Origin of the sequence: Sorangium sp. So ce131, from assembly GCF_051519095.1 — a bacterium.
In the GTDB taxonomy this organism is placed as follows: Bacteria; Myxococcota_A; Polyangia; order Polyangiales; family Polyangiaceae; genus Sorangium.
The window spans coordinates 8,057,087-8,077,495 of sequence record NZ_CP150455.1 but is presented as its reverse complement, the minus strand read 5'-3'; the positions used below and the strand labels follow the sequence as shown (position 1 = coordinate 8,077,495).

17 protein-coding genes are annotated in these 20,409 nt (G+C 71.6%); 13 read left to right on the top strand and 4 right to left on the bottom strand.

Annotation, left to right across the window (positions count from 1 at the left end; all coding sequences use genetic code 11):
• The first annotated feature begins 8 nt into the window (after positions 1-8).
• The 4 genes from WMF43_RS29415 to WMF43_RS29400 all read left to right on the top strand — a co-directional run bounded on the left by WMF43_RS29415 (position 9) and on the right by WMF43_RS29400 (position 4,998).
• Complete coding sequence (locus WMF43_RS29415) at positions 9-1,508, top strand: FAD-binding oxidoreductase (RefSeq protein WP_437669632.1); 1,500 nt, start codon at positions 9-11, stop codon at positions 1,506-1,508.
• A 4-nt stretch (positions 1,509-1,512) separates the two neighbouring features.
• Positions 1,513-2,052, top strand: coding sequence for a crossover junction endodeoxyribonuclease RuvC (ruvC, locus tag WMF43_RS29410; protein ID WP_437669631.1), 540 nt, complete (start codon positions 1,513-1,515; stop codon positions 2,050-2,052).
• A gap of 283 nt (positions 2,053-2,335) precedes the next feature.
• Positions 2,336-3,025 carry a LolA family protein gene (locus WMF43_RS29405; protein ID WP_437669629.1) on the top strand — a complete coding sequence of 230 codons (690 nt, stop codon included), beginning with the start codon at positions 2,336-2,338 and terminating at the stop codon, positions 3,023-3,025.
• 797 nt (positions 3,026-3,822) lie between these two features.
• Positions 3,823-4,998 (top strand): PrsW family intramembrane metalloprotease, encoded by a 1,176-nt coding sequence (locus WMF43_RS29400; RefSeq protein ID WP_437669627.1) that lies wholly within the window; start codon positions 3,823-3,825, stop codon positions 4,996-4,998.
• Between the two features lie 237 nt (positions 4,999-5,235).
• Here the strand turns inward: WMF43_RS29400 and WMF43_RS29395 are convergent, their stop codons facing one another.
• Positions 5,236-5,805, bottom strand: a complete 570-nt coding sequence (locus WMF43_RS29395) for a serine O-acetyltransferase (protein WP_437669626.1) — start codon at positions 5,803-5,805, stop codon at positions 5,236-5,238.
• 344 nt (positions 5,806-6,149) lie between these two features.
• Here WMF43_RS29395 and WMF43_RS29390 point away from each other — a divergent pair, with 344 nt between their 5' ends.
• From WMF43_RS29390 to WMF43_RS29360, 7 genes are all read left to right on the top strand, one after another.
• Complete coding sequence (locus WMF43_RS29390) at positions 6,150-6,857, top strand: response regulator (RefSeq protein WP_437669624.1); 708 nt, start codon at positions 6,150-6,152, stop codon at positions 6,855-6,857.
• 175 nt (positions 6,858-7,032) lie between these two features.
• On the top strand, positions 7,033-7,809 hold the full coding sequence (locus tag WMF43_RS29385; RefSeq protein ID WP_437669623.1) for an energy transducer TonB: 777 nt from the start codon (positions 7,033-7,035) through the stop codon (positions 7,807-7,809).
• Positions 7,810-7,867: 58 nt separating this feature from the next.
• The gene (locus WMF43_RS29380; protein WP_437669621.1) at positions 7,868-8,575 is read left to right on the top strand and encodes a MotA/TolQ/ExbB proton channel family protein; all 708 of its coding nucleotides are present in this window, start codon (positions 7,868-7,870) and stop codon (positions 8,573-8,575) included.
• Positions 8,529-8,987 (top strand): ExbD/TolR family protein, encoded by a 459-nt coding sequence (locus WMF43_RS29375; RefSeq protein ID WP_437669619.1) that lies wholly within the window; start codon positions 8,529-8,531, stop codon positions 8,985-8,987. The genes WMF43_RS29380 and WMF43_RS29375 overlap by 47 nt, the downstream gene beginning before the upstream one ends.
• 4 nt (positions 8,988-8,991) lie before the next feature.
• Complete coding sequence (locus tag WMF43_RS29370; protein WP_437669618.1) at positions 8,992-9,432, top strand: ExbD/TolR family protein; 441 nt, start codon at positions 8,992-8,994, stop codon at positions 9,430-9,432.
• A 219-nt stretch (positions 9,433-9,651) separates the two neighbouring features.
• Positions 9,652-12,579 (top strand): TonB-dependent receptor domain-containing protein, encoded by a 2,928-nt coding sequence (locus WMF43_RS29365; protein ID WP_437669616.1) that lies wholly within the window; start codon positions 9,652-9,654, stop codon positions 12,577-12,579.
• Between the two features lie 81 nt (positions 12,580-12,660).
• A complete protein-coding gene (locus tag WMF43_RS29360) occupies positions 12,661-14,064 on the top strand; it encodes a hypothetical protein (protein ID WP_437669615.1) in 1,404 nt (467 codons plus the stop codon).
• Between the two features lie 125 nt (positions 14,065-14,189).
• On the opposite strand, the gene WMF43_RS29355 is transcribed toward WMF43_RS29360, so the two are convergent.
• A complete protein-coding gene (locus tag WMF43_RS29355) occupies positions 14,190-14,837 on the bottom strand; it encodes a hypothetical protein (protein ID WP_437669613.1) in 648 nt (215 codons plus the stop codon).
• 209 nt (positions 14,838-15,046) lie between these two features.
• Between WMF43_RS29355 and WMF43_RS29350 the strand changes: the two genes are divergently transcribed.
• Together WMF43_RS29350 and WMF43_RS29345 are read left to right on the top strand one after the other, a co-directional pair.
• On the top strand, positions 15,047-16,429 hold the full coding sequence (locus WMF43_RS29350; RefSeq protein WP_437669611.1) for a sigma 54-interacting transcriptional regulator: 1,383 nt from the start codon (positions 15,047-15,049) through the stop codon (positions 16,427-16,429).
• Positions 16,430-17,375: 946 nt separating this feature from the next.
• Positions 17,376-18,686 (top strand): GRAS family protein, encoded by a 1,311-nt coding sequence (locus tag WMF43_RS29345; protein WP_437669609.1) that lies wholly within the window; start codon positions 17,376-17,378, stop codon positions 18,684-18,686.
• Positions 18,687-18,902: 216 nt separating this feature from the next.
• Here the strand turns inward: WMF43_RS29345 and WMF43_RS29340 are convergent, their stop codons facing one another.
• Together WMF43_RS29340 and WMF43_RS29335 are read right to left on the bottom strand one after the other, a co-directional pair.
• Positions 18,903-19,310, bottom strand: coding sequence for a hypothetical protein (locus WMF43_RS29340; protein ID WP_437669608.1), 408 nt, complete (start codon positions 19,308-19,310; stop codon positions 18,903-18,905).
• Between the two features lie 102 nt (positions 19,311-19,412).
• The gene (locus WMF43_RS29335) at positions 19,413-20,408 is read right to left on the bottom strand and encodes an MDR/zinc-dependent alcohol dehydrogenase-like family protein (protein ID WP_437669607.1); all 996 of its coding nucleotides are present in this window, start codon (positions 20,406-20,408) and stop codon (positions 19,413-19,415) included.
• Position 20,409: the final 1 nt, after the last annotated feature.

The window sequence follows — 20,409 nt, the reverse complement described above, 5'->3', positions numbered from 1 at the left end:
TAGGCGCCATGCGACTGCACCCCACGTTCCCTCGCCCCTCCGCGGCGGCCGTCGACAAGGCGCGCCGGCTGCTCGAGCGCGCGCTCGGCCCCTCGAAGGTCATCACGTCGGCGGACGGCTGCGCCGCCTACGCGGGGGACGAGTCGGATCAGCCGCCGGTGAGCCCGGATGCGGTCGTGCTCGCGTCGTCGCCGGCCGACATCGAGAAGGCGGTGCGGGCGGCGAGCGAGGCCGAGGTGCCGGTCGTGCCGCGCGCCGCCGGCAGCGGCAAGTCGGGCGGCGCGGTGCCGGTGGCGGGCGGGATCGTCATCGCCACGATCGGCATGAACGCCATCAAGGAGATCAGCCGCGAGGAGCAGGTGGCGGTCGTCGAGCCCGGCGTGATCCTCGCCGACCTGCACGCCGCGGTGGAGGCCGAGGGGCTCTTCTACCCGCCGGATCCGAACTCGCTCAAGATGTGCGCGCTCGGCGGCAACATCGCCGAGAACGCCGCCGGGCCGCGGGCCTTCAAGTACGGCGTCACGCGCGAGTACGTGCTCGGCCTGGAGGCGATCCTCGTCGACGGCACGCGCCTCCGCACCGGCCGGCGCACGGTGAAGGGCGTCACGGGCTACGACGTCACGGCGCTGCTCGTCGGCAGCGAGGGCACGCTGGCGATCACGACCGAGGCGACGCTCCGGCTCATCGCGAAGCCCCCGTCGGTCATGACGCTGCTCTGCCTGTTCCCGGACGTATACGCGAGCGGGCGCGCGGTGAGCGCGCTCGTCGCCGCCGGCGTCGTCCCGCGCTGCCTCGAGCTGCTCGATCGCCCGACGCTCGACGCGGTGCGCGCGCGCGGCGTCGGCGTCGACGAGCGCGCCGGCGCGATGTTGATCATCGAGGTCGACGGCGAGCCCGCCGACTGCGAGGTCCAGACCGAGCGGGTGGGGGAGGTCTGCATGGACGCCGGCGCGCTCGACGTGCTCGTCGCGCAGGACAAGGCGCAGCGCGACCGGCTCTGGGAGGCGCGCCGGCAGCTCTCGCCGACGACGCGCGCCATGGCGCGCTTCAAGATCTCGGAGGACGTCGTCGTCCCGCGCGACAAGATCCCCGCGCTCCTCGACGTGGTCGCGGAGATCTCGGCGGCGACCGGCGTCCGCATGTTGACCTACGGGCACGCCGGCGACGGCAACCTCCACGTCAACCTGCTCTGGAGCGACCCGGAGCTCGTCCCGCAGGTGGAGATCGCGCTCTCGCGCCTGTTCCGCGCGGTGATCGGCATGCGCGGCACGCTGAGCGGCGAGCACGGCATCGGGACCTCGAAGGCCGAGTTCCTCGCGCTCGAGCAGTCCCCGGAGCTCATCGCGATCGAGCGCCGGATCAAGGCGGTGTTCGACCCGAAGGGCCTGCTCAACCCGCACAAGATCTTCCCGCGGCGCGCGCTCGAGGCCGTCGATCGCGACGACCGCGGCGAGCGCGCCCCGGGCTTCCCGGCCCGCGCCGTGGCCCCCTCGCACGGGGCCTGCTGAGCCGATGCGGGTCCTCGGCATCGATCCCGGCTCGCGCCACCTCGGCTGGGGTTTGCTCGTGCGGCAGGGCACGCGCGTCGAGCACGTCGCGCACGGCGTGATCGACATCGACACGAGCGGGACGTTCGCTAGCCGGCTCGTGGAGATCGACGACGCGCTCGGGCGCGTGATCGAGGCGCACGCCCCCGACGCGGCGGCGGTGGAGAGCCTGTTCTTCGCGAAGGACGCGCAGAGCGCGGCGAAGCTCGGCCACGCGCGCGGGGTCGTGCTGCTCCGGCTGGCGCGCGCCGGCCTGCCGATCGCGGAGTATCCGCCCGCGCTGGTGAAGCGGACCGTGGTCGGCCGGGGCGCGGCCGAGAAGGCGCAGGTCGCGCAGGTGATGACCGCGGTCCTGCGGCTCGCCGCGCCGCCGCGGCCGGACGCCGCGGACGCGCTCGCGATCGCCATGACGCACCTCAGCGCCGCCGGCTTCGCGGCCGCGCTGGCGGCCTCGGGCGCGCCTGCGCCGTCCCGGGCCCGCCCGCGCCGGGCGCGCCTCGCCTGAGCGCGCGCGCCGCGTCCGGCCGCTCGGTCGCGTGCGGCACGCGGCACGCGGCGTCGACGACGGCCGCTCGCGCCGCGCCGCGCAGGCGGTCCGGGCGCCTACACCGTGTGCTATGGAGCGTGCATCGGACGCGCCCGCGCCGCGTCCAATGCTGCAACATGCGGCACGCCCCGGCCTCCTGCGAGGGCGCCGGCCGCCAGGGGAGCCGGCGAGCGATCGCCGGCGCCCCTGTCTCACGACGGGCCCGGGTGATGCCTCGGGCGTTCAAAGGAGATCGGGAAGGATGACGCGAACCTCACTTTACCGCCTCGCCGCTGCGTGCCTCATCGGGCTGGCGGCGCCCCTCACGGTCGTGGTCGCGACCGAAGGCGAGTCCCAGGCCGCGGGCCCCACCGCCGAGGAGATCGGCCGGCGCGTCCAGCAGTTCTACGACTCCACGAAGACCTTCAAGGCGAGCTTCACGCAGACGTACACGATCAAGGTCCAGGACGTGAAGAAGGTCTCCACCGGCAAGGTGACCTTCGAGAAGCCCGGCAAGATGAGCTGGGTCTACGACGCGCCGAACGGCAACCGCGTCGTCTCGGACGGCGTCACGATCAAGGTCTACGAGAAGGACAACGAGCAGATGTTCGAGACGCCGGTGAAGGGCTCGCAGTACCCGGCGGCGCTCGCGTTCCTGATGGGCAAGGGGCAGCTCACGAAGGACTTCTCGCTCCGCTTGCTCGACCCTGCGCAGATGAAGTTCGAGGGCGGCTACGTCCTCGAGGGCACGCCGAAGGAGGCGACGCCCGCCTACCAGAAGATGCTCCTCTACGTCGACGCGCAGACGCACCAGGTCCGCCGCGTGCTCATCCTGGACGCGCAGGGCAACAGGAATCGGTTCGATTTCACGTCCCCGGTCGTGAACCAGCCGGTCACGAAGACCGAGTTCGAGTTCACGCCGCCTCCCGGCACGCGCGTCGTCCGCCCCTGACGCTGGCGCTGCGCCGGCCTCCCGTGGCCTCGCCGGGATGTATGCCCCGCGCGTCCCCGCCGTGGTAGAAATGATGTGGTGCCACGGTCCTACGGGTCTGAACGACAGCACTGCGCCTGCCGCCCTCTCCTGCCGATCGACGCCGCTCGTCTCGGAGGTATGTGGGCGGCGAGGGCGGGTCGCGGCGCGGCGGACGCCTGCTGTCACGAGGGCGCCGCGAGGGCGCTCGATCCATGAACAACCCGTACGGACATCGCCCTGGCTCCTCCGGCGCGCCGCCGCAGCCCCGGCCTGGGGAGCGCTCGAGCGAGCATGCGCCGCCGGCGGCCGGGCATGTCCCGCAGGGGTATCCGGCGCACGGCGCGGGACACACCTCCTCGGGGCCGTCGCCGCATGGGCCGCCGGGCCATGGGCAAGCGCCGCCGGGGCAGGGGGGCTCGCCGCCGGGCTACGCGCCGCCCGGGCATGCGGCTCCGGGGTATCCGCCTGGGCATGCGGCTCCGGGGTATCCGCCTGGGCATGCGGCTCCGGGGTATCCGCCTGGGCATGCGGCGGCGGCTTATCCGCTGCCTGGGCGGCATGCGCCCGTGGCCTATCCGCCGCCGCCTGGACATGCGGCGGCGGCCTATCCGCCGCCTGGATACCCGTCGCCCGGGGCTGCGCCCCCGGGACCTCCGCCCGGTGGGTACCCGCCGCCCGGGTACCCGCCCCAGGGGCACTGGCCCGCGAGCGCCACGCCGATGCCAGGCTACGGCCACCCGCCCCACGGCGCCTACGCGCCGCAAGGTGCCCCGCAGTTGCCTCTCGCCTATGCGCTGCACCGCGCCGGTCACCCCGCGGCGCTTCGAAAGCCCGATCCGGACCGGCGCCGGCGCGTCGCCGGGTTGTGGCTCTGGGCCAACGGCCTCCTCGCGGGCGTGGTCCTCAACGTGATCTTCACGCTCTTCGGCGTGCTCGATTCCGAGGGGAGCATGCTGAGCGCCATGCTCGTGGGCGCGCTCTTCGCGTTCCCGCCGCTCGTCCTCTACCTCTTCGTCCCCATGGTCATCGACCGGTACGATCCGGAGCCGTGGTGGTGCCTGCTCATGGCGTTCCTCTGGGGAGCGCTCGCGGCGACCGGCTTCTCGATCCTGATCAACACCGGCGTCCACGTCGGCGTGTCCCGGAGCTTCGGCGAGCCGATGGGCGAGCTCGTGAGCGCGTCGATCAGCGCGCCGTTCGCCGAGGAGCTCTTCAAGGGGCTCGGGGTGTTCGGCTTCTTCTACTTCCTGCGCCGGGAGTTCGACGGCATCGTCGACGGCATCATCTACGCCACCTTCTGCGCGCTCGGCTTCGCCGCGGTGGAGAACGTCCTCTATTACGCGCGCGCCTCGATGCAGGGCAGCGACGTGCTCGCCGGCACCTTCGTCCTGCGCGGCGTGTTCACGCCGTGGCTTCATCCCCTCTTCACCTCGATGACCGGGATCGGCTTCGGGCTCGCCCGGGAGTCGTCGAAGACCTGGGTGCGCGTCGTCGCCCCCATCGCCGGCTACCTGCTCGGCGTCTCGCTGCACGCGGTGTGGAACTTCCTCCCGGCCGCGCTCGGGCGCGCGATGGGGGAGGTGTTCATGCCGTGGCTCCTGCTCTGGCTGTGCTTCGTCGCGTCGTTCTTCGGGATCATCGTGGCGCTCGTGATCCGCAAGGGGTGGGTGATCCGGGATCACCTGCGCGACGAGGTAGCGCTCGGCATGCTCACCGAGGACGAGCTCGAGCTCGTCTGCTCTCCGGTCGGCCGGCTCCGGTGCACCCTGGGCTGGCGCGGGGCGACCGGCCGGAGCTTCATCCGCGCCGGCGCGCGGCTGGCGCTCAGCAAGTGGCACACGTCGCGCGCGCTGGCGGGCCAGAACCGGACGATCAGCGCGGATTTCATCGCGCCGCTCCGCCACGAGATCGCGCAGCTCCGGCAAGAGCTGCTCGCCCGGGCGCCCCGGTGAGCGGCCGTCACCCGCTTCGGATACGGGCCCATCTCGGCGTTTTCGGTGCTCGGCGTACGGGAGTACGCCTCCGCGCCGAAAACGCCGATCTGGACCCGTCTCCTGTGCGGGTGACGACCGCTCGGCGGCGGCTTTGCCAAGGCGGATGAGGACGAGCTCCGACGCCGTCGCTGGCGTCGGCTTTACCTGTCGGTCGGCGCGGCTGCACAGGGCAGCTGCCGAGGTTCGCGCCGCAGGTCAGCTGCGGGGGGTGGTCGTCTCGTCGGTGGCGGGGCGCGCTGCGGCCTGGGCGGCGCGGTCCTCGCGGCGCTGCACGGGGCGGGCGGGGATGCCGACGACCGTGGAGTTCGGGGCGACGTCGTGCACGACGACGGCGTTGGCGCCGACCCGGGCGCCGTCGCCGACCGTGACGGCGCCGATGATCTTCGCGCCGGCGCCGATGAACAGGTCGCTGCCGAGCACCGGCGTCTGCCGTCGATCGGCGCCGATCGTGACCTGGTGCTCGATGAGCACGTTCGAGCCGCCGCGGACGTTGCCGTTGATGACGACGCCGTCCGAATGGATGAGCACGAAGCCGGGGCCGAAGTCCGCGCCGCGACCGATGACGCAGCCGCCGACGAGGTTGGTCGCCTTGTTGAGGAGCATCTCAACCACCGGCATCCGGTGGACGCGCGCGGCCTGTGTACACCGGTAGAGGATCATCGCCGCCGTGCCGTCGGTGGCCAGCGTCTTCAGGATCGTGGGCGGTTGGGCGTTGCCATAGCACCATGTCGCCTTCTGGCGCACGTCGGCGGCGATGAGTTGCAAAGTCCGCAGCATCCCGGGAAGAATAGCGCATCTCGGCTTCCTCGTGCGAGCTTTCGCGCGCGCGCCCGCGAGGCCCTTCCGCGTCCGCGCTGCCTCGGCTCGCCGCCACCTCGGCGCGCGTCCGTTGCGTCCGCTCCTGCTCGCCCCGCTCGCCGACCCCCGCGCCGCGGCCTCGCGACGCCCGCGCCGCGCGCGGCGTCCGGGCGTGGTGCACACACATCGACCGGCGGGGCATGCCGTGAGGGCGAACGACGGCGAATTCTCACCGGATCAAGGCGCCGCACCGCCCTGTTGCCATCTGGTCATGGGGCCGTCACATCGCTCGGGTACACGCGCTCTTCAGTATGGCGCGGATTTTGGTCATCGAAGACGAGCCGGCGCTTCAAAAGGTGCTCGACTACAACCTCAGGCAGGCCGGCCACGAGGTGTTCGTCACAGGCCAGGGAGGGGAGGGGGTCCGGCTGGCGCAGGACCAACGGCCCGATCTCGTCCTGCTCGATCTCATGCTGCCTGACCTCTCGGGGACGGAGGTGTGCCGCGCGCTCCAGCAGAGCGAAGGCACCCAGCGGATCCCGGTGATGATCGTCTCGGCGCGCGGAGACGAGGTCGACCGCATCGTCGGCTTCGAGCTCGGCGCCGTCGATTACGTGGTCAAGCCGTTCAGCGTGCGGGAGCTCGTGCTGCGGGTGCAAGCCGTGCTCCGCCGCGCGAAGTCCTCCTCGGCCGCGGATCGGTGCATCGAGTTCGGCTGCCTGCGGGTCGACGAGGGCGCCCACCGCGTATGGGTCGACCGCGAGGAGGTCGAGCTGACGCTGCTCGAGTTCAAGCTCCTGGTCGCGCTCTACGAGGCGCGCGAGCGCGTCCAGACGCGCACCGCGCTCCTCGACGGCGTCTGGGGGATCGACGTGAGCATCACGACGAGGACCGTGGACACCCACGTGAAGCGGCTGCGCGACAAGCTGCGCCGCGCGGGCGACTACATCCAGACGGTCCGAGGCATCGGTTACCGATTCGCGGCCTCGCCCGACGTCCCGGAGACCCGCAGCGCGTGATCGCAGCGGCCGCGCGCATCGCGGTAAACGTTGCTGGTCTGTCAATACGCCGCAACATGAGAACAGCAGAGTTCGTTCCGCCCCTCGAGGAACGAGCCGGGCCGCTCGGAGCCGCTCGCCCTCTCGTGGCCGGGCGGAGCTTCGTTCTCTTCACTGGATGGCGCCGGGAGCCTCGATGCATCTTGAGACGTGGAGCGCGGGGGAGGCCGACCCTGACAGAGCGAGGAGGCTCGCGATCGGGGCCATGGCGGGGCTCCTGCTGTTCGCGGGCATCGCGCTCTCCGCCGCGCGCCTGAGCGGCGCGATCAAGCCTCCGGAGCCCGAGGAGGAGGTCGTCGACGTCAAGCTCACCTCCCAGATCCCGGAGACGCCGCCCCCCGCGCCGGCGCCGGCGCCCCCGCCGCCCCCCGCGGCGGCCGCCGCGGCGCCGCGCGCCCCGGCGCCCCGGCGCCCGGCGCTCGTCGCGCCGACCGCGGTGCCCAAGGAGAGCCCGCCGGAGGCCGATCCGGGGGAGGCCAAGCCGAGCGACGACGACACGTATGGCGAGCCGGGCGGCGCTCCCGGCGGCGTCCCAGGCGGCCAGCCGGGAGGCACGGGCACGGCCGTCGCCGCGGCCCTGCCGCCGCCGCCGCCACCCCCGCCGCCCCCGCCGCCGCCGAGAGGGCCGATTCACCTCCCCGAGAACGCGACCCCGCCGGTCGCGCTCTCCAACGCGCTCCCTCCCATCCCCGAGGCGGCGCGGAGCGCTGGGATAGAGGCCACCGTGGTCGTCCGGTTCGTGGTGACCGAGACGGGCGAGGTCTCGAACGTCACCATCGTCCGGGGACACCCCCTCTTCGACGACGTGGTCCTCGCGACGGTGAAGACGTGGCGTTACAAGCCGGCAATTCACGAGGGGAGACCGGTGTCGACCTTCAAGACGGTCAGGATCCCCTTCAGGGCCAAGAGATGACTCTCGCGCATCCCCGCGGAGGCGGCCCCGCGCGAGAGGGACGAAGGAGCGTACGACGATGATGCAGTTCGATCTCGGGCACATCTGGGCGAGCATGGGTTTGCTGAGCAAGCTCGTCGCGTTCGCGCTCGTGCTCATGGCGCTCGCGAGCGTCGCTGTCGTGGTGGAGCGCCTCATCGCGCTCGCGCGCCAGGCGTCCGAGACCAGGAGCTTCGCGAGGGAGGCCCGGCCGGTGATGGAGGCGTGGGACACGGCGCGCCTCGTGGAGATCGCCGATCGGCACCGCCGCTCCGCGCTCGCCCGCCTCGTCGCGGCGGCGGTGCGCCGCTTCAAGCGCGCCATCGACGCGGGCGAGGGCGGCGTGCCCCCGGTGGAGCTCGCGCGCCGTGAGGTGTCGCGGCGCCGCGAGGCCATCTCCGCCGACCTGCGCCGCGGCCTCTCCGTGCTCGCCACGGTCGGCTCGGTGGCGCCGTTCGTCGGGCTGCTCGGCACCGTCATCGGCATCATCACCGCCTTCCAGACCATCGCCTCGACCGGCTCGGGCGGCCTCGGCGCCGTGAGCGCCGGCATCGCCGAGGCGCTCATCGTCACCGCCCTCGGGCTCGGGGTCGCCATCCCGGCGGTGCTTTGCTTCAACTACCTCACCACCCGCATCGCCGCGGTGGAGCTCGCGCTCGAGCGCAGCGCGGGTGAGCTCATCGACGAGATGGAGAACGAGCATGGGCGTTCGAGCGGAGAGCAAGAGATCGGGTCGGCAGCCGCCTGAGCCGGAGATCAACGTCACGCCGCTGGTCGACGTGGTGCTCGTGCTCCTCATCATCTTCATGGTCATCGCGCCCCAGATGGAGCACGGCGAGCGGGTCGAGCTCCCGGCGGTCTTCCAGCCGGACCCGAGGTCGAAGTCGAAGCTCGACCCCATCTACGTGACGGTCACCGGCGCAGGCAACGTGTTCCTGGAGAAGGAGCCCATGTCCGACCTCCGCGCGCTCGGCGACAGGCTCCGGGCCATCCGCGAGAGCGAACCGGAGCGCCGCGTGGTCATCAAGGGCGACTCCTCGGCGAAATACGGCCGCGTGCGGGAGACCTTCGCGCTCTGCCAGGAGGTCGGCTTTTCCGGCATCTCGCTGCAGGTGAGCCAGCGGGGCGGCGGCGCGGCCCCCGGGCCGGAGGAGGGGTGACGCCATGGGGATGAGCGCTCCGCAAGGCGGCGGGGGCCGGAGAGGCGGCGTCGCGCCGAGCATGAACGTCACGCCGCTGGTCGACGTGGTGCTCGTGCTCCTCATCATCTTCATGGTCGTGACGCCGCTGCTCGCGAAGCAGCTCTGGCTGAACCTGCCCAAGAAGGACGACGCCGCGAAGCTCGAGCCACCCCCGGACGACGCCAGCAAGCCCGTGGTGCTCACGGTGGACCAGCGCGGCGTCATCCGCATCAACCAGGCCGAGGTGCAGCGCGCCGAGCTGAAGGAGCGGCTCGCCCGGATCTTCGCGGCGCGCTCGGACGACGTGCTCTACTTCGATGCGGACGACGAGGCCGCCTACGCGGTCGCGGTCGAGGCGATGGACGCCGCGCGCATGGGCGGGGCGAAGACGATCGCCGTCCTGACAGAGAAGGCCGGGCGCTGAGCCCGAGCGGAGCTCAGGCCGGGCGCGGCGTCGCCGCGGGGCGCGGGCGCCCGCGCGCGCACCGAGCGCGTCGACGAGCGCTCGCGGCGCGGTGAACGGGGATGAACGGGGACAAGGGCGCCGGGGAGCTGGCTCTCCGCCGCCTCGTGGAAGGGCGCCGCGGCGCGCCCGGGGATCGATCTGCGCGCCCGCGCTCGGGGCGCGCGAAGGGACAGGTGCATGATTCGCAGAAGGATCTCGGGGGTAATCGCGGCGCTCGTGACGCCGCTTTGCTGGGGGGCGACGGCCCTCGCCCAGGACGACCCCGGGGCGGCCGCGCCGCCGCCCGGAGGGGCGGCCGCGCCGGCCGACGCCGGCCCCGCCGCCGAGGATCTCGCGGCCGCCGACGAGCCGAGCCCGTCGCGTCCGCCTCCCGCCGGCAGGGGCGCGGTGTGGGGCGTCGTCACGGACACCACCTCCAGGGAGCCCGTGCTCGACGCCCAGGTGTCGGTCGTCGGGACGAAGATCAAGGCCATCGCGGATCTCGACGGGCGTTATCGCCTGGAGCTCCCGCCGGGGACTTATCAGCTGAGGATCTGGTACGAGGCCTATACGCCTCAGCGCGTGCAGGACGTGCGGGTGGCCGCCGGGCAGGTGGTCCAGGTCGACGTCGGCCTCGATCCGGACCAGCAGAAGGAGGAGGTCATCGAGGTCGAGTTCGAGCCGGAGCGCGCGAGCGTCGCCGCGCAGCTGCTCCTCCGGAAGAACGCCCCCCACGTGGGCGACGCCGTCGGCGCGAAGGAGATCGCCAAGACCCCCGATCGCAACGCCGCGGAGGCCGCGAAGCGCGTCGTCGGCGCGACCGTGGTCGACGGCAGGTACGTCTACGTGCGCGGCCTCGGGGATCGTTACACGAACGCCCTCCTGAACGGCGCGCCGCTCCCGAGCCCCGAGCCCGACCGGCAGGCGGTCCCGCTCGATCTCTTCCCGTCGCTGGTCCTCAGCGACATCACCGTCGTCAAGACGTTCACGCCCGACGTCCCCGGGGATTTCGTGGGCGGCTCGGTCCAGATCAACACGCGCGAGCTCCCGACCGAGTTCCTCCTGCAGGCGTCGGCGTCGCTCGCGGCGAACACCCGGAGCACGCTCCGAGATCGCCTGACGTACTCCGGATCGAGCACCGACTGGCTCGGGATCGACGACGGCGCGCGCGCGTTGCCCGACGGGTTCCCCGAGCACAAGGTGGCCCGCGGGATCCGCCGGCCGGACGGCACGCCGATCACGAGGGACGAGATCGCGGCCTACGGGAGGGCGATCAACTCGTCGATGGCCACCCGCCGGTCGTTCACCCCGCCGAACGGCAGCGGCAGCGTCGTCGTCGGCGACACCCTGAAGCTCCGCGGCGAGCAGCGCCTCGGCTACCTCGCCACGCTGAGTTACGGCCGGAAATTCGCCCCGCGCGCCGACGAGATCAACCGGACCTACGCGTTCGATCCCAGGAGCGAGAGCGGCCTCCGGCAGCTCAACGACTCCACGCTGGACAGCATCCGCGATCAGGTGTCCTGGGGCGGCTTCGCCAGCGCCACCTACACGCCCCACCGGGATCACAAGGTGACGCTCACCGGGCTCTACAGCCGCTCATCGGACGACGTGGCGCTCCAGTCGCGGGAGCTCATCGAGGAGAGCGGCGGGGCGGTGTACCGCGACACGCTGCAGCGCTTCGTCTCCCGGGCGCTCGCCCTCGGCCAGCTCGCGGGGGAGCATCGCATCGCGGCGCTCGGGAACGGGACGCTCGACTGGAAGGCGTGGGTCTCCCGCGCGACCTCGGACGAGCCCGACACGAGGGAGAACGTCTACGCCAGGGACGACACGAGCGGCGCCTTTTCGTGGGACGACGGCACGCTGAGCGGCTCGCACGTCTTCATCGACCTGGCCGACACGAACTACGGCGGACAGCTCTCTTACTCGCTGCCGCTCCGCCGCGGAGACGCCCCGACCCGCCTGAAGGTGGGCGGCCTCTTGAATTTTCGAGAGCGCCAGTTCGACGCGCGCCGGTTCCGGTTCAAGGCGCTCCGGCTCGCCGACACGACCGTGCTGCGACAGGATCCGGGCCCGCTGTTCTCGGACGAGAACATCGGCGCCCTCTTCGAGCTGGAGGAGACCACGCGCGACACGGACGACTACACGGCCAGCACCGATCTCTACGCGGGCTACGTGATGACGGACACCCACGTCACGCGGTGGCTCCGGGCGATCCTCGGCGCGCGCGTCGAGGCCTCCCTGCTGTCGATGGATGTCCCGGACAACCCCGACAAGGACGTCGACAACGACGACGTGGATCTCTTGCCCGCGGCCAGCCTCGTCTTCAAGACGACCCCTCAATCGAACCTGAGGTTCAGCGTGACGCGGACGCTCGCCCGCCCCCAGCTCATCGAGCTCAGCCCGGCGCTGTCCCAGCCGGGATACAGCGCGAGGGAGGTCGAGGGCAATCCAGACCTCGAGCGGACGAGGGTGATGAACGGCGATGTCCGCTTCGAGCTCTTCCCGACGGCCGGCGAGGTGATGGCGGCCAGCGTCTTCTACAAGCATTTCGAGGACCCGATCGAGGAGATCATCAAGCCGAGCAGCGGCAAGGGGAGGCTGAGCTGGACGAACGGCGACAGCGGTTATGCCGCGGGCGTCGAGCTCGAGATCCGGAAGAGCCTGGGCTTCATCGACCCGCTCTTCCGGGACGTCACGGCGCTCGGCAACATCACGCTCGTGACCTCGGAGGTCGAGATCAACCCCGAGCCGAAGGAGGGCGGGGTCGCGATCCAGAGCACCGCGACGCACCCGCTTCAGGGGCAATCCCCGTTCGTCATCAACCTGGGGCTCGACTGCAGCGTCGAGTCGACCGGCACGAGCGCGCGGCTCCTCTACAACGTGTTCGGCGCCCGGCTCAGGACGGTGGGCAAGAACATGCCGGACGAGTACGAACAGCCGCGGCACCAGATCGATCTCACCGTCGCGCAGCGCCTCGGCGAGCACGTCGAGCTGAAGCTGGCCGGCGAGAACCTCATCGATGCTCCAGTCCGCGTCACGCAGGGCAAAGAGGGCACGGACGACAACATCGTGCTCGAGTACAACGCTGGTACGACCGTGACCTTGAGCGCGGCACTGACCTATTGACCGTGTGCCACGTAATCGTCACGGGGTGAACTCCACGATGTTGCCAGTACGGACCATCCTTATCCAAGGAGGATGAATCTTATGAGGACATTGAGGGTTGCCTTGGTTTGCGCGTCGGCGCTCGCCGTCGCGACGGCCGCCGCCTGCGGCGGTGACGACGACGGCGGGTCGACCTCGAACAACACGTCGACGACGAGCGGCACCGGCGGCAATGGCGGCGATGGCGGCGGCGGCAACGGCGGCGGCGGCGACGGCCCGGACTGCGCCGCCCCGGTGGAGGTCACCGAGGCGATCGACGCCGACACGACGTGGAGCGCCGATAACTGCTACCTCATGAAGGGCACCATCCTCGTCGAGGACGGCGCCACGCTCACCATCGAGCCCGGCACGACGATCATGGGCGACAAGGAGACCCTCGCGACGCTCGTCGTGAAGCCCGGCGCGAGGATCGACGCCAAGGGCACCGCCGACGAGCCCATCGTGTTCACGAGCCAGAGCCCGAAGGGCGAGCGCTCCGCGGGCGACTGGGGCGGCGTCTTGCTGCTGGGAAACGCGCCCATCAACGTCCCTGGCGGCAAGGCGGAGGTCGAGGGCATCGTCGGCGTCGAGTACGGCGGTGATGTGGAGGACGACGACAGCGGCGTCCTCGAGTACGTTCGCATCGAGTTCAGCGGGATCCTGCTCTCCGAGAACAACGAGGTGAACGGCCTCACGCTGGCCGGCGTGGGCTCCAAGACGAAGATCGACCACGTGATGGTGCACCACACGCTCGACGACTGCTTCGAGTTCTTCGGCGGCACCGTCAACGCGAAGCACCTCCTCTGCGCGCAGAACGGCGACGACGGCTTCGACTGGGACTTCGGGTACACGGGAAAGCTCCAGTTCCTCGCCCTCCAGCAGGATCCCACGGTCGCCGACGAGACGAACGGCTTCGAGGGCGACAACGACGGCGACGGGTCCGATAACGCTCCCATCAGCGAGCCCACGATCTACAACGTGACCCTGTGCGGCAAGGACAAGGACGTCGACAAGCAGCAGTACGGCATGCTGCTGCGCCGCACGACCAAGGCCCATATCTTCAACGCGATCGTGACCGGCTTCGAGGCGGGCGTGGACGTCAGGAACGAGGGGACCGAGGTGGAGCTCGCGAGCTCCATCTTCTTCGGCAACGGCGAGCAGAACATCGCCTACGACGAGGCCGACACCGCCGAGGCGACGGAATCGGCGCTCGACGACGACGACGACGGCGGGCTGGACGAGGTCGCGTGGTTCGAGGACCAGGCGTCCAAGAACAGCGTCGAGGACCCGCAGATCGCGGATTGCTTCGCCGCCACGCCGGACTTCCGCCCTGCGGCCACGCTCGCCGAGAACGCGGCGACGCCGCCCGACGACGGCTTCTTCGACGACAACGCGAGCTATATCGGCGCCTTCAAGGCGGATGACACCTGGGCGACGGGCGCCTGGGTCTCGTTCGACGCCGACTGAGGCGGCGCCGTCCGCCTCGGCCGACGCTCGCCCAGGGCGGGCCGCGTCCGCTCCGCTCCAAATGACGAAGGCCGGCTCGCCGGCCGGCCTTATCGTCTCTGACAGCGCTGCTCCGCCTCAGCCGCTCACCGCACCCGCGGCGTGAACCCCGAGATGGCACTCCGATGCTCACTGCATACGCCTCGCGCGTCCGGGCTGTCCTTGAACGACACCCTCCCGCACACCTCGCAAATGCATAGGTGTGCGCGATAGAACTCGCGATCGAGCAGGATGTCGGCGGCGAGCAGGCTGAGCACGATGTCCCCGAGGAAATCGATCTCGCGCGGCGACGCCACCCACACCGGGCGGCCGCCCACGGCGGCCCGGCGCACCCTGCCCCCGTAGATGGCCGCGTTCAGGAACCGGTCGTCGGCGACGGGCGCGATGAGCCCCCGCAGGGCCGTGAGGACGCGGCTGCGCGCCTTGTAAATCAGGTCCTCGAGGTTCGAGCCCGCGTCGGTGCGCGGATCGAGCATCACGGGCGTCGCGCCGGGCTCGCGCACCATCTGGGGCCGCTTCATCAGGCCGGGGGTGACGAGGTGGTCGGTGAACCAGTCCTGGAGGTCCTTCACCGTCCACTCCGCCGCCGGCCACTCCAGGAACTCGAGCGCCCCGCGCAGCCCGGTGATGCTCTGTAGGCCGGGGTGGGTGGGAAAGCTCGGCAGGGTGCGCGATGTGTGCAGGCGACGCGGGGGACGGCGGCTCCCCTCCTCGGTATTGCGGCCGGAACCCATGTTTACCTCAGGGGCGGACCCCCGATCCCGAGTGATGCGAGCTCTTGCAGAGGCCACCATACCCGGATACAAAGCACAACTCGTGCCAAAATGGGGCGATCCAGGCAACCCGGATTTGGCGGGACTTCTGCTCAAGAAGCCGGCCGCGAGCCGCTGGAAGTGGCCGGCCACTGGCCGGCCAGGTCAATGAACGAGTAAGATGACGCCCGATGGACTACTCCACTGTCCGGGTCGCGATCGTCCCTGAGCCATCGGTCGCCGAGCCTGTTCCCGGCATCGTCCTGATCTTCTCGGGGGATCAGCCGCGCTGCGCGCCCATCCCTCTGGACGCCGGGGCCGTGGTGATCGGGCGCGGCGGCGTCGCCGGCGTGCCGCTGGGGGACGACGCGCTCATGTCGCGCCGGCACGCGCGCATCGCGTTCGACGGCGGCGCCTGGACCGTGGAGGACCTCGGCAGCACCAACGGGACGATGGTCAACGGCGAGCCCATCCGGGGCGAGGTCCGGAGGGAGTCGATCCAGGTCGTCGGCGCGGGCACGTCGGTGTTCCTCGCGCTCCCGGACATCCGGAGCTTCGCCCGCGGGGGCGTGCGCGTCGAGAAGGACAGCGTGCTCGGTCCGAGGCTGCAGCAGACCTACGACACGATCACCCGCGCGGCGGCCGGGGGCGACAGCCTCCTCGTGACCGGCGAGAGCGGCACGGGCAAGGAGCTCGCGGCGCGCGCGTACCACGAGGCAGGGCCGCAGGCGCGCGGCCCGTTCGTGGCCGTCAACTGCGCCGCCATCCCGGAAGGCCTGGCGGAGCGGCTCCTTTTCGGCGCGCGGCGCGGCGCCTACTCCGGCGCGACACACGACACCGAGGGGTACGTGCAGGCCGCCAACGGGGGCACGCTGTTCCTCGACGAGGTGGCGGAGCTCGACGCCGCCGTGCAGGCGAAGCTCCTGCGCACCATCGACACCCGGCAGGTGCTCGAGCTCGGCGCGGTCGCGCCGCGCCCGGTCCAGATCCGGATCTGCGCCGCGACACACGACCTGCGCGCGCGCGTCGCCCAAGGCCGCTTCCGTGACGACCTCTACTATCGCATCGGCCGGCCGGAGGTCCGCCTGCCGCCGCTCCGGGAGAGGCTGGAAGAGATCCCGTGGCTGCTCGCGCAGTGCGCCAAGGCGGTCGCCCAGGGGGCGCCGCCGGCCATCCACCCCTCGATGATCATCGCGTGCGCGCTGCGCCGTTGGCCAGGCAATCTGCGCGAGTTCGTGGGCGAGGCGCGGCGCGCCGTCACGCGCGCGCTCGACGAGGGGCGGCGCACGGTCGAGGCGAAGGATCTGGATCCGCTCGCGGGCGTGGGGCTGAGCCAGGACACGCTCGACGCGCGAGCCCGGCAGAGCGGGAGCGACGTGCGCGGGGCGCGCGGAGGCCACCCGCCGCCGCCTGAAGACGAGATCGCCGAGGCGCTTCGCCTCGAGCGGGGCAATGTGTCGCGCGCGGCCAGCCGGCTCGGCGTGCACAGGAATCGAATTCGCCGCTGGCTCGAGAAGAATGGCGTGGATCGCTCCTACTTCGCCGAAGGCGGCGATCTGCCCGATAACGAGTGAGCCGGGAGCGCCGGCGTCGTAGGCACAGGTACACAAGTACGTCAATGCCGCACGCCGCCGGAGCGCGCTTTCCCGGGCGCTGCGCCTCGGCTCACGGTCTCGCCTGGCGTGGGCCACAGGGCCGGAGGGGCGGCCATTCCCCACATCACCTCCGGCAAGGGGCCTGTCTCTCCGAGCGCATCGCGCCGCCTCGGGCTCGTTTCATGGACGAAGAAGAGCCCGGTTGTCGCAGGGCTGCCTCCATCCGACGCGGGGGCGCCCCGCCGGCCCGGCCGGACGCGCAGGCGCCGCGACTTTACAGATGTGATGATGCGGAATGTAATGTATTGTGTAAGCCACATCCCGCCGAGGTGCTGCCACGACGCCACGACGCCACGACGCCACGACGCCACGACGCCACGACCACGGAGAGCCCGACGAACCCGGCCCACACGACGCGCCTGCTCGGGGCGAGCCGCCGATCGCGCGGCGGAGCGCGCTGGCGTGTCCCGCGCGCGCCGCGGCGACAGCGCGCCTCGCCGCGGCGGGGATCGCCGCTGCGGTGAGCCGTCGGACACCTTGTTGTATGCCTACGAGAGCGTACGTCTGCCGCAAGAGACATGCTCGGACGGGAGGAGGAAGGGAGCGCGATGTGCAATGACCTTCTTGGGCTTGACCGGACCGGCGGCTTCATCGATGTACAGAGAGTTGTCTGTCGAGCCCTCGTGCGAGCCCTGTCTCCATCGCGTCACGGGCGGGCGCCGCGCTCCGCGGCTTCGCCGCGGGCGCTGCTGCTCGGCGTCCGCTCCTCGCTCGCCGTCGGGGCCTCCCGCACCGGTATCAGCGACCATCGAAACCCCCCGGCTCCGGCGGTGTGATCGGCGTCATGCGTTCGCGCTTGAACTCGACGCATCGCGGAGAGCTTAGCCAGGACGGCGGGCTGCCTGCTTGAACAGCCCTGGACACCATGAACGCGATCCGTAGACACGCATCAGCCGAAGAGGCGCCTGTCAGCCTACGAGCGCACCACGAGGCGCCCACGAGCTCGGCCGCGGCCGGGCTCGGGCAGCACCCGAGCTCCGGCACCCGACAGACGCACACCCGGCGACGCCCGTTCCTCAGCCGCCTCCTCGCGGCGGGCGAGGCGATTGACGCGGGGGATTGCGGGCGCGCGAGGTCCCTCGTCGAGGGCATCCTGCGCGCCGAGCCCGACACCGGGGACGCCTCCGAGCGCATCTCGGGCGTGTTCGGCCGGGCGCTGCTCGCCCGCCTGGACGGCGACCGCTCGGGCGACGGCAACCTGTACCTGCGCAGCGCCGGCCCGCGGGACATGCTCGCGGCCTTTCAGCTGCTCGTGCACGCGACGCCGCTCATCCGGTTCGGTTATCTCAGCGCGAACGCGGCCATCGTCGAGGCGTTCCAGGACGCGGACGAGCTCCACCTCATCGACATCGGCGTCGGCGGCGGCACGCAGTGGCCGTTCCTGCTGCACCGGCTCGCGGCGCGGCCCGGCGGCCCCCCGCGGGTCCGCCTCACCGGGATCGACCTGCCGTGCCGGGGCCCGGATCCCGAGCAGCGGCTGCGCTGGGCGGGCGCCTTCATCGGGGGCTGGGCGGAGCGGCTCAAGGTGCCTTTCGAGTTCCACGGGGTCGCCTCCGCGGTGGAGCGCGTCGACTGGAGCCGCATCGCGTCGCGCTCGTCGGCGCCCATCGCCGTCAACGCTGCTTTTGCACTGCACCACGTGCCGGACGCGTCGGTGCACCCGACCGCGAACCGCGACGCCATTCTCACGAAGATCCGGGCGCTCTCTCCCCGGGTGCTGACGCTGATCGAGCCGGACGTGGAGCACAACGCGTTGCAATTCCTCCCGCGGCTGTCCGAGGCGATCGGCCATTACTTTGCGGTCTTCCAGGCGCTGGAGGCGCTGCTCCCGCCCCATATCGCCGCGCGCGAGACCATCGAGCAGGTCTTCTTCGGGCAGGAGGTGATGAACGTCGTGGTGGGAGAGGGAGCGGCCCGGGTCGAACGGCACGAGCGCCGGGGCGCCTGGCAGCGCCGCCTCCGCATGAACGGCTTCGAGCCGCTCCGCATCGCGCCGCACGAGTCGCTGGTCCGCGGCGCGCTCCGGCTCAGCCAGGGGTTCGACGTCCGGGGTGACGAGCCGGCGCTGCTGCTCATGCGCAACGGGGTCTCCCTGGTGGCCGCGTCGGCGTGGCGGCCGCGGCAGGTCCCGCCGCCGTCGCGATTCATCTCTGGCCTCTTCCGCCGCACACCCTAGAGCGGCGGTCACCCGCTTCGGATACGGGCCCACCTCGGCGTTTTCGGTGCTCAGCGCACAGGAGTGCGCCTGCGCGCCGAAAACGCCGATCTGGGCCCGTCTCCTGTGCGGGTGACCGTCGCTCTGGGACGCAGGTACGAGAGACGGGGGGAAGCCGCTCTAGGCGGGGGCCGTGGGGACAAGCGGATTTGGGGGCTCGCGGATCGCGCCTCGCCGTTAATGGGGCAAGGAGTCGAGGGCCGTCCAGAGCATCAAGAGGACGAACGCGGCGGCGGCGACGAGACGGCGGGTGCGGCGGCTGCGAAGGCGTGTGAGCCTGGACTGGAGCCACGATTTGTACTCGAAGAGGAGCTCGTCCTCGGGCGCCAGGTGACCGGGGGGGAGAGAGCTCAAACCTTCTCGGCGAACCACCTGGAACAGGGCGGAACCGCGCGCCTGGGCTCGCGCGAGCCGATCCAGCATCTCGCGGCGGCAATCGAGGCAAAACGTCGACGCCTCCCCGGCGCGCTCGTTGAGGCCGAACTCCTGCAGCCTCTGGTGCTCCCAGATCTCACGCTCGCTTCGCCCCTCGTGCGCGCCAGGCCGACCAGGGTCGGACGGGGGGGGGGTGTCCTTGGTGTTCATCGTTGCTCCTGAGGTGCCGCGCGCTGCGCGTCTGCCAGGACTATTCCCACCACCCGAGCGAAGTTCTCACGTTGTGTGCACGGGGGGACGGAATACCCCGGCTCAGCGCGTCACGAGCACCTTGAGCGCCCCGGGCGCCGCAGCGAGGCGCAGCGCCTCGTCGGCGCGCTCCAGCGGGACCCGGGCCGAGACGAGGGAACGGACATCGACGCTGCGGGTCTCGAGGGCGCGAAGCGCCGGCTCGAACAGGCCGCAGCGGGATCCCACCACGGTGATCTCCTGGACGACGAGCTCGGCCAGGTGGACGCTGGAGAGACCAGCCACCGTGCTCTTCAGCACGAGCGTGCCCCGCGGACGGGTCGCCCGGACCGCGGTCGCAAACCCCTCGGCCGTGCCGGTGGCCTCCACCACCAGCTCCGCAGGCTCACCCGTCCAGGCTGGCTGCGCCGGTCCGGCGCCGGCGGCGACCTGGCCCGAGGACGGCCGGGGGATGTGCTCGGTCGCGATGCCCTGCGCACGCAGCAGGGCGAGCTTCTCGTCATGCCGGCCGACCGCAACGACGCGGGCGCCGGCCTGATGGAGCACCTGGGCCACCAGCAGGCCGAGCTTGCCGTCGCCGAGCACGAGCGCCGAGGTGCGCGGCACCACCCGCACCTGCTCCAGGATCTCGTACGCCGCCGCAAGCGGCTCCGCGAACACCGCCTCCTCGTCGCCCACACGGTCGTCGACGGCGTGAAGGTTCGCCACGGGCACCGCAACGCGCTCCGCCAGCGCGCCGTCGGCGCCGACGATGCCCATCACCGTGCGCGCCGAGCAGTGCCGCCCGAGCCCGCGCGCACACATGCCGCAGCGACCGCAGGCGAAGTTGATCTCGCCCACCACACGCCGCCCGAGCCAGGCGGGCGGCCCCTCCACGACGTCCCCGACGAACTCGTGGCCGAGCGTGCCGCGGAAGCCAGCGTAACCTTTGGTGATTTCGAGATCTGTGTTGCAGATCCCCGCGCACCGCACCTCGACCACGGCCATGCCGGCCGTGGTCGAGGGGGGGGCGCGGTCGACGACACGCGCGGTGGTGCCGTCCCAGACCAGCGCTCGCACG

Coding starts and splice junctions, on each gene's coding strand:
- WMF43_RS29415 (WP_437669632.1), top strand. CDS start 9: ATGCGACTGCACCCCACGTTCCCTCGCCCCTCCGCGGCGGCCGTCGAC.
- ruvC (WP_437669631.1), top strand. CDS start 1,513: ATGCGGGTCCTCGGCATCGATCCCGGCTCGCGCCACCTCGGCTGGGGT.
- WMF43_RS29405 (WP_437669629.1), top strand. CDS start 2,336: ATGACGCGAACCTCACTTTACCGCCTCGCCGCTGCGTGCCTCATCGGG.
- WMF43_RS29390 (WP_437669624.1), top strand. CDS start 6,150: ATGGCGCGGATTTTGGTCATCGAAGACGAGCCGGCGCTTCAAAAGGTG.
- WMF43_RS29385 (WP_437669623.1), top strand. CDS start 7,033: ATGCATCTTGAGACGTGGAGCGCGGGGGAGGCCGACCCTGACAGAGCG.
- WMF43_RS29380 (WP_437669621.1), top strand. CDS start 7,868: ATGATGCAGTTCGATCTCGGGCACATCTGGGCGAGCATGGGTTTGCTG.
- WMF43_RS29375 (WP_437669619.1), top strand. CDS start 8,529: ATGGGCGTTCGAGCGGAGAGCAAGAGATCGGGTCGGCAGCCGCCTGAG.
- WMF43_RS29370 (WP_437669618.1), top strand. CDS start 8,992: ATGGGGATGAGCGCTCCGCAAGGCGGCGGGGGCCGGAGAGGCGGCGTC.
- WMF43_RS29365 (WP_437669616.1), top strand. CDS start 9,652: ATGATTCGCAGAAGGATCTCGGGGGTAATCGCGGCGCTCGTGACGCCG.
- WMF43_RS29360 (WP_437669615.1), top strand. CDS start 12,661: ATGAGGACATTGAGGGTTGCCTTGGTTTGCGCGTCGGCGCTCGCCGTC.
- WMF43_RS29355 (WP_437669613.1), bottom strand. CDS start 14,837: ATGGGTTCCGGCCGCAATACCGAGGAGGGGAGCCGCCGTCCCCCGCGT.
- WMF43_RS29350 (WP_437669611.1), top strand. CDS start 15,047: ATGGACTACTCCACTGTCCGGGTCGCGATCGTCCCTGAGCCATCGGTC.
- WMF43_RS29345 (WP_437669609.1), top strand. CDS start 17,376: ATGAACGCGATCCGTAGACACGCATCAGCCGAAGAGGCGCCTGTCAGC.
- WMF43_RS29340 (WP_437669608.1), bottom strand. CDS start 19,310: ATGAACACCAAGGACACCCCCCCCCCGTCCGACCCTGGTCGGCCTGGC.